The sequence below is a fragment of the Pseudalkalibacillus salsuginis genome, assembly GCF_021646685.1.
Taxonomy (GTDB): Bacteria; Bacillota; Bacilli; order Bacillales; family Fictibacillaceae; genus Pseudalkalibacillus; species Pseudalkalibacillus salsuginis.
Window position 1 is genome coordinate 822,021 of sequence record NZ_JAKJHW010000001.1, and the last position, 13,858, is coordinate 835,878.

Here is a 13,858-nt window from a genome sequence, read left to right on the forward strand (position 1 = left end):
TTAAAGTTATCAAATCTTACACATATGTAGTTCCTGCTATTCGATTTTTTAAAACACTATATTGGCCTATGTATTCTGTCAGACTGTTCCTTGAAATATATATGGAACAGAATTTTCAAGAAATCCCTCAATTCCTTCAGAATGATAAGGCATCCATCCATTGGCTGTTGGAATATCCATCCATTTTACATCTGAAATGGTTTCCGTATCTTGAATCGAGATCTCTCCGTTGACAATCCGGGCTTTGAAGGTAATGAAAATAGCGTGGTGATCATTTTCCTTCATGAATGCTTCATTTACACATACGAGGTTTTCAATTTCAATTGTCAATCCTGTTTCTTCTCTAGCTTCTCGAATGGCAGCCTCCATCAATGTCTCACCTTCTTCTACTGCTCCACCAGGCATGGACCAATTATCATATTTCGTATTATGTACCATCAAAATCTTATCCTTTTCTTTATCATAAATAAGTGAATATACCACATTGACTCGTTTCATCTCATCGCTCCTTTTTCTTAATTGGAAGATTTTCTACAAGATTTAAATTCCATAAAAATATCCTAACTCCTTCTAAATTTGATAAATGCGATTGCTGGACCACAGAGTATTCGTTTTCCATTTAAGAAAAAATACAAATAGAGCCCAGGCTAACCCAGACTCTTTCTGATCTTACTATTTGACTCTCATTTTGAACGGGTCGATTATGCGATTCGGATAATCAGTGATTTTAAGAATAATTTCTTTCGTATTTTCAGGATTGTATACAGTATAGGTATTTATTAGGATTGGTGGATGTTCACCGGAAATAGAAAGACTTGTTTGAGCCCTTTTACCACTCTGTTCCAGGTTGACAGGTAGAGTATCAAATATCTCGTAGTGATGATCTTCATCTTGTTCGTCCATAGTAACCGAAAATTCGAATTGTACATAATCGCCTTCACGATTGACTTTATCCAATTGAATCCGGTCATCCCTTGGAGCCTGCTCCAACCTTTCTTCTTGCACGTTAACCACAACCTCTTGCTCGTCTTTATTGATCGCACGTATCGAACTCCCTGATAAATAAAGTTCCTTCGGTTGTCGAAAATAATTGCTTTGGAAGAAGAGGATGATTTCATCTTCGGATCCAAAACTGATTACGCCATCATTGATGGTTTCCCATACTTCTCCCCGGTCATCGACAAGTTTCAAGTCATCAAATCTGAATAACTGCATGTCATTGGACTGAGCATATTTGATATGGATGGCAATCAAAGTCGGATCAATGACAGCCTTTTCGAAATGGATTTTTTGATTTTTCATCACTAACGTTTTATCAATCGCAATGGTTTCCCTGGTATTTTCGTACCACTTTTTCTCAATCGGAATATCCAAGTTCCATTCAGAGTCAAGTGTCTTCGCTTCGCTATGGAGGGATGTCGGTGTGTCGGCATCCTGTAATTTAGCTTTAATGGTGACGGATTCTGGAACTGCCATGTCCTCAACAAATGTGACAGTAATTTTCCCATTCATCTGATTTTCCTCTTGTAGATTGACACTTTCTGCAGGATCACTATAGGCGACACTTCCTTGTATTGTTTCACCCTCTTCATCCAATAAATCTATATCATGCAATCGTAAATATTCATGGTCACCAGTTGTTGCAATTGAATAAAAAATGACCATTCGAGCTTGATCGATAATGATTCTCTCCAGAGACATGGTGACACCTTCGTGGGTTTCCTTCCTATTTATCTCATGAATAAAATCATTCGAAATTGCATCCTCTAATCCTTGGTCACCTTGTATCATATCAACGATTATCTGCATTCCTGGTAAAGCCTTTACTGTATCCGCAAAAGCAGATGAAATTCGCACACTGGTTACAAAGAGAAAGATTAGGAATAATGAACTTACCAAACTGATGACGGATTTTCTTTGATACTTTTTATAACGTTTCCCTTTTTGGACTCCGTTCTGGATATAGTCATCAATTGACTCGGGTATATGTATTTGTTTATCGCTCATCAGCAGCACCTTCTTTCTCCATCTGTTGGCGCAATTGTTTCAAACCTTTATAAACCCATGTTTTGATCGTACTCTCCGGTTTATCAAGAATTTGAGCAATCTCTTTCGTCGTAAACCCTTGATAATATTTTAAAAGAATCACCTTTTGTAGGTTTCTCTTCAGGTCAAAGATTCTGTTTTTCAAGTCGATACTGACATTAAGGTCGAGTTCCCCTGTTATTTCTTCTTTTTCTAAAAACCATCCATTCGTTATGGTACGTTTCTTTTTCCGGATTTCATTCAGGCAATAATTCGTTAAAATCTTCAGTAACCATGATTTTGCTGATGATGGGTCCTTAAGTTTTCGAATAGAACGATATGCTCGATAGGTAGTTTCTTGAATTGCTTCGAGTGCATCATGTTCATTTTGGAAATATCTAAAAGCGATATGATATAGCAGTTTTTTATGCGTATATATGATCTCCATAAAGGCATCTTCATCACCTTTTTTAGCTTTCTTTACAAGTTCCTCCATGGTTTCCCCCTATTTCTAACATCTCTTGAATATAAGACACCTCACTAAACTAAAAAGTTTTATAAAACTATAATCCAAAACATTTTATCATCAATTGTAAACATAAATGTGATAATGAAACGTGTGAATTAAGCTTTTATTATCAAGTCTTTTATAATGCTTTCTGATGAGATGTATTCATTCTGATAGACTTCATGTAACATTTCCTGTAACCACCGGAACCTTCCTACCGTAAGCCCATCTGCAAGCGGGTAACATTCAGAGTAATTGATTGCAACTGTGGAAGGGGCGACCTCTTCAACCATCGATTTCAATACTTCATCGAGATCCCCTTTATACGTTCTCACTTCATCAAACAAACCGCATTCTTCGATATCCTGCGCGTCAATTGTACTGCATACCGCCAGTTTTCCGTGATTTTTCGTAATGAGGAACGCCCCTGGTCCAACCGTTTTTACTCCGGTTACAAAAGGGAGACACGGGTCACTGCCTTCGCTTGTGAAAATGATCCATAAATCGATTTGCTGTTCGTTTAGAAGCTTGATTGATCTTCTCAAATTTTCCTTTTGAAGGTTATATCTCATTTACTTAACCCCTTTGTATGGAATTGTAATCAATTCAAGCTGCCGTTCACTTAATATGTCGGGTCCTTCATCTGTTACGAGGACATTCTCTTCGACCAATATGCAAGGAAGTCCATGATCTTGAATAACAGTCGGTTCGATAGCGTAAATCTCTCCCGATTGAATGAGCCCTTCAACCTGCGGGCGCGGGGGTGTCCTCCTAGGACCGAGGATGGTTCCTCCATCATGCGTCGCCCTGCCCACTTGATGGCCGACAGAATGCCGAACTGTCGGATACCCATGTCCTTCAATGCAAACACGGCCAACTGCATCTATCTCGTAACCCAGTTTTCCAGGCTGCAATGCTTCAATTGATTTTGTAATTCCGTCTACAGCAGCATCAAATGCTTTCTGCACATCTTCTGGAGGCCCGGCTTCCCCTTCTTTTAAAAAGTAACAGGTCCGTGCAATGTCCGAAACATACCCTTCACACCGTAAACTGAAATCAATGATTACGATGTCTCCGGGTTCAACCTTATGATCACCAGGCTTCCGATGGGCCAGGCCACACCTTACGATACAGACAAGCGGTAAATCATAAGGATCTCCCAGCCCATTCGTAACGCCTCTCTTCTTCATTCCATCTACAAAAAGCTGTCCGATCTCCTTTTCCGTCATCCCGGCTTCCATTTTTGCGAATGCTTCCTCAAAAATATCTGTTGTATGGTTGATCGACTTCTTCACCATTTCAATTTCGACTGCTGATTTTATACATCTCAACTGTTGTAAAATCGGTTCACTCGTCACTTCCATTTCGCCTAATTTGTTTGACCCGATTAATCTCTCAAGCCATTTGTAAAGGCCTAAAGATAATCCATCATACAAATGGTCATAATGTGAGATGTTCAAAGCCAACTTTTTTGGTGCAAGCATATGGAATACTTTCAGAAAAGCCTCTTCTATGTGGGTATCATATGTGATTACATCGGAAAAGACTTCTGTCAGCTTGAATGTTTCATAGTCCTCTTTCGAAACGATTGCTTGATGGGAACCGCTTTTATTGATAAAAATAGCGGTTATATCGTATGTTCTTATATCTGTTACGAATGGTAAACTAGGATCATTGCTTTCCCTTGTTAAAATAAGCCACGTGTCTACGTTATGTACTCTAAGTAGCTTGACGGCCGCCACCAATTTCTCATGTACAATTTGAGCCTTTGCAACTGTCATACCAATCCCCCCTACTATACATTTAATTAGATAGGTATGGAGAACACTCCTGCATTGATTGGTAGAAATAACGTCTAAGAAAGGTAAAAGGGCGAACTCCTGTTACGTCCACCCTAACTTGTTTGCAGTAATTCAATCACTTCTCCGCTTGGTCCTATGATGAAGGCGGATTGCCATCCATTTTCAAAAGCATATGGCCCTTCATATAAAATGAACTCGTGATGTCGTTCCAGCATTTCATCAAGGTTTTCTACTTCAAAGGCGATATGTTTATTAGGGGTCAACTTTACGTCTTCTTCTACCAAAACGAGCTCAAGTCGAAACCCATCAAGCATCATGAAAATGATCTTCTCTCCTAATAACTCGATTTCAGATTCAAATAGGAAACCCAGTTTTTTATAGAATTGTACCGCTCTTCCCAATCGATTTGTTTCAATTGCGACATGATGAAAAGTCATATGATTTCCCCTGATATGATAAGGTTCATATCTCCAAATTCATGCCATAAGTACTTTTCCTTTATCGCATTATGATAGGCCGCCTTTAAAAGCATCGGAGGGACGAATGCAGACAACATATCGAGATGACTCGCTTCCGGTTCATGAAAACCGGTGATCAATGCATCGACAACCTTCAAGGAAAAATCTTCATGGATATGCAGATTGGTCCAGCCTTTTTTCGCTACAGGCATCCCTTGAGAATCCACCGCAGATTCGAGAGCACGGACAACGGTAGTCCCTACAGCGACAACTTTCCCACCACCCTCTTTTGTTGCCTTGATTTTACGGATTGTTTCGCCTGGTACCTCATATTCTTCCAGACTATCAACTGGACCAATTTCCCACTGGTCATTCAAGAAATAGCTCAACCCAGTATGGAGGGTGATCCTTGCAATCTGCACCCCTTTTTTCTTTAACCGAAGCAGTATCTCCCAACTGAATGCTCTTCCTGCCGAGGCCATTTCGACAGATCCAGGGACGGTTCCGTAAGCTGTTTGATAGTGTTCCAGACTCCATTCCCCGTTTATATACTCATAACGGATCGGCTCGCCCAATCTATATAACTGGTCATAGAGCTCATTCCCCCTTGCAGAAAAGCAGACTTTCACAAGCGGTTCATTACGATTTACCGCCCTTACAAAGCCTGTCAAGCTCGGTGAAAAGAGAAGGACATCGCTTTGTTGGACCTTTGCGTCTACGACCAGGACCTTCCAAACTGAATTGCTCTTCCTTTGTGCAAGACGGATTTCGACGTTCTCTTGAATGATCTTACAGCCTCTTCTTATGTTCACTTTAAAAGAAGCGGGAAGTGTCCTGCTGATATTCAATACAAGAAGATCGCCTTTATTCAAGTAATTCTCCAGGTTTTTAAACTGGTCGTGTTTTGTTTTTCCATTTTCACGGTCCAAAACCAACATTCTGACATGATCACGCCTTTTTCCTCTTGCCTCCGGTGGGTTTGAAGCATTCAACCCTTCTGGCAAATAGAACTTCATCGGCTTTTTTGCTGCTAATCCCATCTTAATCACCTCTCCTCTACGACAAAGCTTTGTGCTTCTAATCGTTTTCCGTTTACATGCTTTGATTCATCTGAAGCAAGATAAAGGAATACCTCCGTCAAATCTTCAGGCTCTGCAAGCTCATAATCACAATCCGGAATAGCGAGCTCATGCATTTCGGTATTCATCTCACCAGGGTCTACCATGTTGATCCGGACGCCGGTATCTGCCATTTCATCCGCCCAAATCTCTGTCAATCCTTCCAATGCGAACTTGGAAACTCCGTATGCCCCCCAACCGGCATACCCGACATTCCCTGCTTCAGAAGTCACATTGATGATCGAACCAGACTCACGTTCCAACATGCCCGGTAAGACTCGTTTGGTCAGCCTGAAAGGGCCATCCGCATTGACCCGTAAAACATCAAGGAACTCTTCACTTGGGTAATCTGTAAGATAAGGCATCGGACTGGGTCCTAATCGGGATGCGTTGTTGATCAACACATCAATTTTTCCGAAATTTGATTCGGCCAAGGATACGAATCGCTCAATATCCCTCGGTTCCGATGCATCCGCCGGAACTGCTAAAACCTCTGCGCCGAACGCCTCTAATTCTTTTGCAACTTCTTTCAAGTTCATCTCGCCACGTGCGCAAATGGCAAGATTCGCTCCAATCTTCGCAAATCCCCTTGCAACCGCTCTTCCTAATCCCTTTGAAGCTCCAGTAATCATGACAACTTGTTTTTCCTTCATTTATGACAACTCCTTAATTGTTGGATTTCTTAGTTCCAGTTTATTGAATAAGGAGTTCCTTTTCGTCAGAATGATGATTGAATTTCCCATACCTAATTGGACCGATAAAAAATCTACATCCCATCTAAGACCATGGATGTAGATAAATTTTAAAAATAGATGAGGCTGTCCCGTAAGTCTCTGGCACTACTGTTTTGGGAGAACCCCATCCTTTCATCTTTTCAATTCAAATTCTTTTTTCCATCGCTCCTGAAACGTCATAGTCATGAAGATCAAGTTCAAGCGGGTGACCGAGCGCAAGTTTCGCAAGTTCCGACCCCAGATAGGGTCCACTTGTAAGACCTGAAGCTCCGAGACCATTTGCAATCAGCAATCCCTTTACGCCTGGAACCGGGCCGATGATCGGGAGAAATCCAGGGGTGAACGGTCGAAAGCCGACTTTGATTTCATGTATGGTACTCTCGGACAGCCCCGGTGCAATTTGCAATGCCTTGTCTAAAATCTCGTGAACACCACCTGCTGTGACCCGGAAATCGAACCCTACATCATCTTCATGTGTCGCCCCGACGACCACTCTTCCCCCTCCAAAACTAAGCAGGTAATGGTTATTCGGCGGCATTACGACAGGCCATTCACCCGTATCTGCATCTGGTATTTCAAGGTGTACGATCTGGGCTCTTTGAGAAGAGAGCTTGAATTCCCATCCTAAAGGTTGTAGAAGTTCTTTCGACCATGCACCTGTGGTAAGGATCACTTTATCTGCCTCAATTGTATTCCCACCGTATTCAATACCGGTTACACAGGTTTCTCGCTGAACAAGCCTGGCATCCCCTTCCAGAAAATTCACCCCATTCTTTTTGGCAGCATTGATCAGAGCCTTCCGTAATGCACTTCCATTGACACGAGCCGCCCCGCTGATATGTACGGATGCATAATCCTCAGCCAACGGTGGAAAAAGTGCTTTTGTTTCATCAGCAGACAAGCGTGTTACTTCTCCGATTTCAGGAGCATCCTCCCGGCGTTTCAGGGCACGCTCGACCATCTTTTCCAGCTTCTTCTCATCCGTATGCAGACTGATCGCTCCAATACGCCTATACCCCGTATCCATCTCTCCAGCAGCTTCCAGTTCTTTAATCAGGACTGGGTAATATCTCGCCCCGCCTTTAACCAGACGGTACCAAGCCTTATTCCGGCGCTGAGAAAGCCAGGGACAAACGATTCCAGCCGCAGCCTCAGTCGCTTGGCCATTGTCTTTCCGGTCCACCACAGTCACCTCTGCCCCAGCTTCAGACAGATGATAAGCTGTCGAAACACCGAGAATCCCACCGCCTACGACAATGAATTTTTCCATCTATAACACCTATTTTCAATCGTTTTACAGCTATTTTACATGACTGATTTTTACGATACAATTTGTAGTGTTTCAGTTCCTTCGAAAATACTGTTAGAATGGTTCATATGTAAAAATAAAAAGTAGGTGTGACAATGAAAGGAATCGAAATAGACATATTAAAATTAATTGAGAAGAACGCTAATTTGGAAGTAGAAAAAATCGCGAAGTTACTTGGTAAAAGTATAGAGGAAATCCAGGAGCTGATTGATAGTCTTGAGAAGAAGAAAGTCATTCTCGGCTATTCGACGCTTATTGATTGGGCAAAGGTTCTGGATGTGGAAGAGGTTACGGCCATGGTAGATGTAAAGGTGACTCCCGCTCGTGGTGTCGGTTTTGACAAAGTGGCTGAGCGCATTTATCGTTTTCCAGAAGTCAAAGCTGTATATTTAATGTCCGGTGCTTATGATCTGTCCGTTTCGGTGAAAGGAGACACGATGACAGAAATCGGCCACTTCATTTCTGAAAAATTATCTACGCTCGATTCTGTACTATCAACCACAACCCATTTTGTGTTGAAAAGATATAAGCATGACGGCATCATCTTACAGGATTCAGACGAAGATGATAAAAGAATTGTGGTATCACCATGAGCCAAATGTCATACGTATCGAAGCAAGTAAAGGATTTAAAGCCATCTGGTATCCGACGCTTTTTTGATCTGGCTGCTCAGATGGAGGATGTCATTTCTCTCGGCGTAGGTGAGCCTGATTTTGTAACGCCGTGGAACTTTATCGAACAAAGCTTCCATGCTCTTGAACAAGGCTACACTTCCTATACTGAAAATGCGGGTATGATAGAACTACGTAGGGAGATCAGCGCATATTTAAGTAGAAATTTTCACTTGTCATATGACCCAAGTGAACAGGTAATTGTTTCGGTTGGAGCAAGTCAGGCAATTGATCTAGCACTCCGGGCGGTAATCGATCCTGGAGATGAAGTCATCGTTGTAGAACCGAGCTTTGTTGCTTATGTGCCGACAGTAAAGCTCGCTGGAGGAATACCCGTCACGATCCAAACGAAAGCGGAAAATGCGTTTAAACTCAAACCTGAAGAAATTGAAGAAGCCATAACACCGAAAACAAAAGCGATCTTGATATGTAATCCGAATAATCCGACTGGAACCTTTTTATTGCAAGAAGAACTGGAACCACTGGCGTCAGTTATTAAAAAACATGACCTGCTCGTTCTATCCGATGAGATATACGCTGAGCTAACCTATGACGATGATTACACGAGCTTCGCTGCCATCACTGGAATGGAGGAGCGGACGCTCCTCATCAGCGGGTTCTCGAAGGCATTTGCGATGACAGGCTGGCGACTCGGCTATGCGGCAGGACCGGCTGAATTAATTGCAGCTATGGTTAAAATTCATCAGTATACGATGATGTGTGCCCCTACGATGGCACAGCATGCTGCCTTAGAGGCCCTGAAAAATGGAAGACAAAGTGTCGAGGATATGTTTGAAAGCTACAAACAAAGAAGGAATTTTATCGTCAGCAGCTTGAATGAAATCGGATTGACATGTCCACATCCAGGCGGGGCTTTTTATGCATTCCCATCCATTGAGGCAACCGGGTTAACTTCAAATGAGTTTGCAGAACAGCTGTTGCAAGAAGAACAAGTTGCTGTCGTACCTGGGAATGTATTCGGAGCCAATGGTGAAGGGTATATCCGCTGCTCCTATGCGACATCCATCAAGCAGCTTGATGAAGCTATGAAACGTATGAAACGATTTGTGGAAAAACGAATATAAATTTTTTATAATGTAAAAGATTGGGCTGTTCCATAAGTGTCTGACACGATTGTTTCAGAACTGCCCTATCTTTATTTCTTTAAAGCTCCTTTTATATTAATCCCGTCACCCCCTGCCCCGCCACTCTCCTTTAAAGACCACCATAGCTATTCTAAATGTAAGATTTCTCCTATCAATTTTTCGATCATGAATAAAACCGTGTCAGAAAATCTGACATTGCTTTTGGTATCTTCTAAAAATAGTGTATAATTACGTAATAAGCAAACTCTCAGTGTAAAGAAATTTAACATTTGCTTTTGACTAGTTAAAGGATAAGATTTTTCTATTCAAAAGAGGTGAAACAGATGTCAACTGACAAAAAATCTTATAAAGATAAAAAAGTAATGTCCATCGGAATCATAAGTAAAATAACAGGATTATCCGAGCGTAAAATTCGATATTACGAAGAAAGAAAATTAATATTCCCGGAAAGGACAGAGCGAGGTACGCGAAAATACTCCTTTTCTGATGTTGAAATCCTGATGGAAATTGCAAATCAAATTGAAGATGGGGTCCAGACCTATGAAATAAAAAAAGAAATGTCTAAAAAACAAAAGACCCAAACAAAGGATGAAATCAACAAAATGATTCGAGGCCAATTAAACGCACATTTCCATTTGAGAAAATAGAATAATAGGGCTGCCCTATAATTGTTTGACACAATTGACTTGGGACAGCCCCTTTTTTCTTACTGTGCAGATAAAATGTAATCTATTAAAACTTATTCGAAAGCCCCACATACAAATCGTTCAGGGTGTTGTATCCTAGATTTTGAATTTTATTCAGATATAAACTCCATAATTGTGCAGTCAATTTTGCATCCCCTAATGCGTGATGGCGTTCAACTACAGGGATTCCACAATGTTCACAACACTCTTCCAATCGGACCAGATTGATAGTCGGTTCTGCAATCTTTAATAAAAATGACGTATCGACAATCCGGTGGTTGAATTGCGATCGGAACAGCTTCCGGTTTGTGTGCTGGAGGAAATTTTTCTCATGATTAGAATGATGGGCCACAAGTACATCCCCTCTTACAAAATCATAAAATTCGATAAGTACTTGTTGAAGTTCGGGAGCCTCTTTCAAATTATCGTCAGTTATTCCTGTCAGCTCTATTATTTCAGTTGAAAGTTTACGCTCGGAGCGTACAAGGGAATAATAGGTTTCATTGTGTTGAATGATATCACCCTTCACTTTTATCGCGCCTATCGAAATAATTTCATCACCTTGATCAGGGTAGAAACCTGTAGTTTCTAAATCGAATACAACGACGTTCAAGTCTTTCAAAGGAATGGATAAACTTTCCCCAGCTTTCCTTTCTTTTTCCAATTGTCTTAAAAAGGCAAGGTGCTGCGGATTGGTTTGTCCTTGCAGTGGTGCATAAATACTTGAACCCACCTTACCCTGTACCTGTTTCATAAACTGAATAATCGGATCAATTTTCATTTTCCAACATCCTTTTGATGACGGTGCCAGTATAATCCTGCAGTTTTTTACCATTCAACAAGATCTGTTTAATTTCATTTCTATCCTTCTTGTCGAGCTTTTTTACATCAAGATAGTGAACATCATCATACAATTCTGAAGCTTGGTGTTGTTGCAGCCGGAAATTCAATAACTTTTCAAAGTCAACTGTGCAGCCCTCCAACTTCTTGTATTCAGGAAACCCACAAAGCTTCTCAAGTCTAGACAATGTAGAAGTGTCATTGATGTTTTCTTTGATCGCCAATAAACGGATCGCATTGATATAAGGGAAGAATCCTGAATGTTTCAAATCAACATACCCAGCGTGCGATCCATGTGATTCGGTCAGTATTTGACGGAATACGCCAACCGCTTTCTTAACATGCCTGGTATTTTCAAATAACCGGTATAAAAAATAAGGCCTTTTCTCAATATGATGATGCAATTGCTGTTTTAAGCGGGTAATGCCATGCTCTTCACCAGCTAAAACCCTAGCATCATAAAAAATCAATAAAAAACGGATGGACTCAAAACTTTCTTCTTCCAACCACTTATCAATTTGCATCTCCCACTCTTCGTTCGATTTACACCATAACGGATTAGAACTCATTACATCTCCATCACAATAAGGGTATCCAATCTCATATAAACCAAAAGAGATTTCTTTCCCCAATTCACGGAAATACTCCCTCGATTTCTCGTTTGATTCTTGATAAACCAGACCATGATCCTGGTCGCTGATGATCGCTTGTTCAAACCTACCCGCACTCCCCATGACAAACCAGGAAAACTGGCAAGGCGGAGGTCCTAATTTCTCCTTGACTTCTCTTAAGGCAATATCAAATAGATTTTGCATGACCTGGTCATGAAAATGATTCAACTCACTTATGCTCGTTTGATGATTTTCTATATGGCTCTCACGCCAAATTTTCAATGTGTCATATGGTCCCATAGGTTCAGGTTCATTCATTTAAACATCTCCTTCAACCTTTAAAAGGAGGTGACCTTTTAAGTCAACCTCCTTGTTCAACCAAAGATCAGCTGCTGATCTTCTTCTCCTTTGTCAAAAAGGCTTCTGGATATCCATAGGATCCATGTTCACTTATGTCTAAGCCCATAATCTCTTCTTCTTCAGTGACACGTAATCCATTCATGGTCTTCTTCATGATATATAAGAGTACAAATGATATCACAAAAGCGTAAGCACCTGACACCCCGACACCCATGGCTTGCACGCCAAGCTGCGTGAATCCGCCACCGTAAAATAGTCCAGGCTGTCCAACAGTCGCCAATTCTGGTGTAGCAAACAATCCAGTAGACAATGTCCCCCATACCCCGGCAGCACCATGAACGGACAGTGCATAAATCGGATCATCCACTTTAAGCCTTTCGAAAAGCTTCATACTGTAAAAAACAAGTACGCCTGCAACTAAACCGATCACGACCGCTGCCCACGTTTCAACAAACGCACAGGATGCTGTTATGGCTACGAGCCCTGCCAATCCACCATTCAACATCGTCGGTATATCTGATTTCCCAAGAACCATCCAGGAAATGATCAAAGCCGAAATCGCCCCAGCACCAGCTGCTAAATTGGTATTCAAAGCAACAAATCCGAAAAATCCATCATCGACGACAAATGTACTTCCGGCATTAAATCCGAACCAGCCAATCCATAAAACGAGGACACCTAAGGCGGTGAAAACTTGATTGTGCCCATATAAATTGTTCGCCGTTCCATTTTTGTTAAATTTCCCCATCCTCGGTTTCAAAAGGATCGTTGCAGCAAAAGCAGCCATCGCTCCAGTTAAATGGACAACAGTAGAACCTGCAAAGTCTTGCTTTCCATGTTCTCCCAACCAGCCGCCTCCCCAAATCCAATGTGCCACTACAGGATAAACGAGAGCAGAAAACAGGATGGCGAAAATAACATATACAGAAAGTTTAGCTCGCTCCGCAAATCCTCCAAACGCAATCGTCAGTGAAATGCCAGCAAAAGCAAGCTGGAACATAAAGTAAGCTGCTGTCGAATAATCCATTCCCTCTATTTCATAACCAGAGTAGAAAAAATCAGACAACCCGACTAGAAAGTTTCCATTTTCCCCAAAAATGAATCCATACCCTAATGCCCAAAACACGATAGAAGATATTCCGAACGTAAAGATGGTTTTCCCTGCAATATGTCCTGCATTTTTCATGCGGGTGGACCCTGCTTCAAGTAAAATAAACCCGCCTTGCATAAAGATGACTAAAATAGCACCTAGGATCAACCAAACACTATTTAACGAAAACATGATGTCTTCCATGAGTAATCCCCCTATGTCAGATTTATTGGCAGCTGATGTTATATAATCTAACATCAACCTTGTTGTGTTTATTTTATACACTAGAACATTACATGCAACTTCTATGTAAGAAAATCTGACATACTTTTCTCGTTTTTATGAATTTTCTTTATGATAAGAAAAGCGAAAATGCCCTGATCAGCCACGAAGGTCACTAGAAGTCCGACGAGGAGGCTCGAACCAAACAAAGTTCGGTTCTGCGCGGGTAAACACTTCGACCTAAAGCAATGTGTTGCCGCCGCAGTAGGTCTGAAGTGATCCAAGTGGTTGGGCATTGGAGCTAGACATTACTACATC

The 13,858-nt window shown here is 41.4% G+C and carries 15 protein-coding genes; 3 read left to right on the forward strand and 12 right to left on the reverse strand.

Annotated elements, in window-relative coordinates:
- Positions 1-78 precede the first annotated feature (78 nt).
- The 9 genes from L1611_RS04150 to L1611_RS04190 form a co-directional block, all read right to left on the reverse strand.
- Positions 79-498, reverse strand: coding sequence for an NUDIX hydrolase (locus L1611_RS04150; protein ID WP_236311821.1), 420 nt, complete (start codon positions 496-498; stop codon positions 79-81).
- Positions 499-672: 174 nt separating this feature from the next.
- Positions 673-2,007, reverse strand: coding sequence for a DUF4179 domain-containing protein (locus tag L1611_RS04155; RefSeq protein ID WP_236311822.1), 1,335 nt, complete (start codon positions 2,005-2,007; stop codon positions 673-675).
- Positions 1,997-2,521 (reverse strand): sigma-70 family RNA polymerase sigma factor, encoded by a 525-nt coding sequence (locus tag L1611_RS04160; RefSeq protein WP_236311823.1) that lies wholly within the window; start codon positions 2,519-2,521, stop codon positions 1,997-1,999. The genes L1611_RS04155 and L1611_RS04160 overlap by 11 nt, the downstream gene beginning before the upstream one ends.
- Positions 2,522-2,649: 128 nt before the next feature.
- A complete protein-coding gene (locus tag L1611_RS04165) occupies positions 2,650-3,105 on the reverse strand; it encodes a hypothetical protein (protein WP_236311824.1) in 456 nt (151 codons plus the stop codon).
- Positions 3,106-4,314, reverse strand: a complete 1,209-nt coding sequence (locus tag L1611_RS04170) for a M24 family metallopeptidase (protein WP_236311825.1) — start codon at positions 4,312-4,314, stop codon at positions 3,106-3,108.
- A gap of 113 nt (positions 4,315-4,427) precedes the next feature.
- Positions 4,428-4,772, reverse strand: a complete 345-nt coding sequence (locus tag L1611_RS04175; RefSeq protein WP_236311826.1) for a VOC family protein — start codon at positions 4,770-4,772, stop codon at positions 4,428-4,430.
- Entirely contained in the window at positions 4,769-5,833 is a 1,065-nt protein-coding gene (locus tag L1611_RS04180) for an S-adenosylmethionine:tRNA ribosyltransferase-isomerase (RefSeq protein ID WP_236311827.1), read from the reverse strand. The genes L1611_RS04175 and L1611_RS04180 overlap by 4 nt, the downstream gene beginning before the upstream one ends.
- 5 nt (positions 5,834-5,838) lie before the next feature.
- Positions 5,839-6,564, reverse strand: coding sequence for an SDR family NAD(P)-dependent oxidoreductase (locus tag L1611_RS04185; RefSeq protein ID WP_236311828.1), 726 nt, complete (start codon positions 6,562-6,564; stop codon positions 5,839-5,841).
- 226 nt (positions 6,565-6,790) lie between these two features.
- Positions 6,791-7,915: an NAD(P)/FAD-dependent oxidoreductase gene (locus L1611_RS04190; protein WP_236311829.1), complete on the reverse strand. Its 1,125-nt coding sequence runs from the start codon at positions 7,913-7,915 to the stop codon at positions 6,791-6,793.
- Positions 7,916-8,049: 134 nt separating this feature from the next.
- Here L1611_RS04190 and L1611_RS04195 point away from each other — a divergent pair, with 134 nt between their 5' ends.
- The 3 genes from L1611_RS04195 to L1611_RS04205 all read left to right on the forward strand — a co-directional run bounded on the left by L1611_RS04195 (position 8,050) and on the right by L1611_RS04205 (position 10,378).
- Positions 8,050-8,547: an Lrp/AsnC family transcriptional regulator gene (locus L1611_RS04195; RefSeq protein WP_236311830.1), complete on the forward strand. Its 498-nt coding sequence runs from the start codon at positions 8,050-8,052 to the stop codon at positions 8,545-8,547.
- Positions 8,544-9,710, forward strand: coding sequence for an aminotransferase (locus L1611_RS04200; protein ID WP_236311831.1), 1,167 nt, complete (start codon positions 8,544-8,546; stop codon positions 9,708-9,710). Before L1611_RS04195 ends, L1611_RS04200 begins: the two co-directional genes overlap by 4 nt.
- Positions 9,711-10,054: 344 nt before the next feature.
- Positions 10,055-10,378, forward strand: coding sequence for a MerR family transcriptional regulator (locus L1611_RS04205; protein WP_236311832.1), 324 nt, complete (start codon positions 10,055-10,057; stop codon positions 10,376-10,378).
- 85 nt (positions 10,379-10,463) lie between these two features.
- Here the strand turns inward: L1611_RS04205 and L1611_RS04210 are convergent, their stop codons facing one another.
- From L1611_RS04210 to L1611_RS04220, 3 genes are all read right to left on the reverse strand, one after another.
- A complete protein-coding gene (locus L1611_RS04210) occupies positions 10,464-11,198 on the reverse strand; it encodes an exonuclease domain-containing protein (protein ID WP_236311833.1) in 735 nt (244 codons plus the stop codon).
- A complete protein-coding gene (locus tag L1611_RS04215; RefSeq protein WP_236311834.1) occupies positions 11,188-12,186 on the reverse strand; it encodes a DUF294 nucleotidyltransferase-like domain-containing protein in 999 nt (332 codons plus the stop codon). Before L1611_RS04215 ends, L1611_RS04210 begins: the two co-directional genes overlap by 11 nt.
- Before the next feature lie 67 nt (positions 12,187-12,253).
- Entirely contained in the window at positions 12,254-13,522 is a 1,269-nt protein-coding gene (locus L1611_RS04220; RefSeq protein ID WP_236311835.1) for an ammonium transporter, read from the reverse strand.
- Positions 13,523-13,858 lie beyond the last annotated feature (336 nt).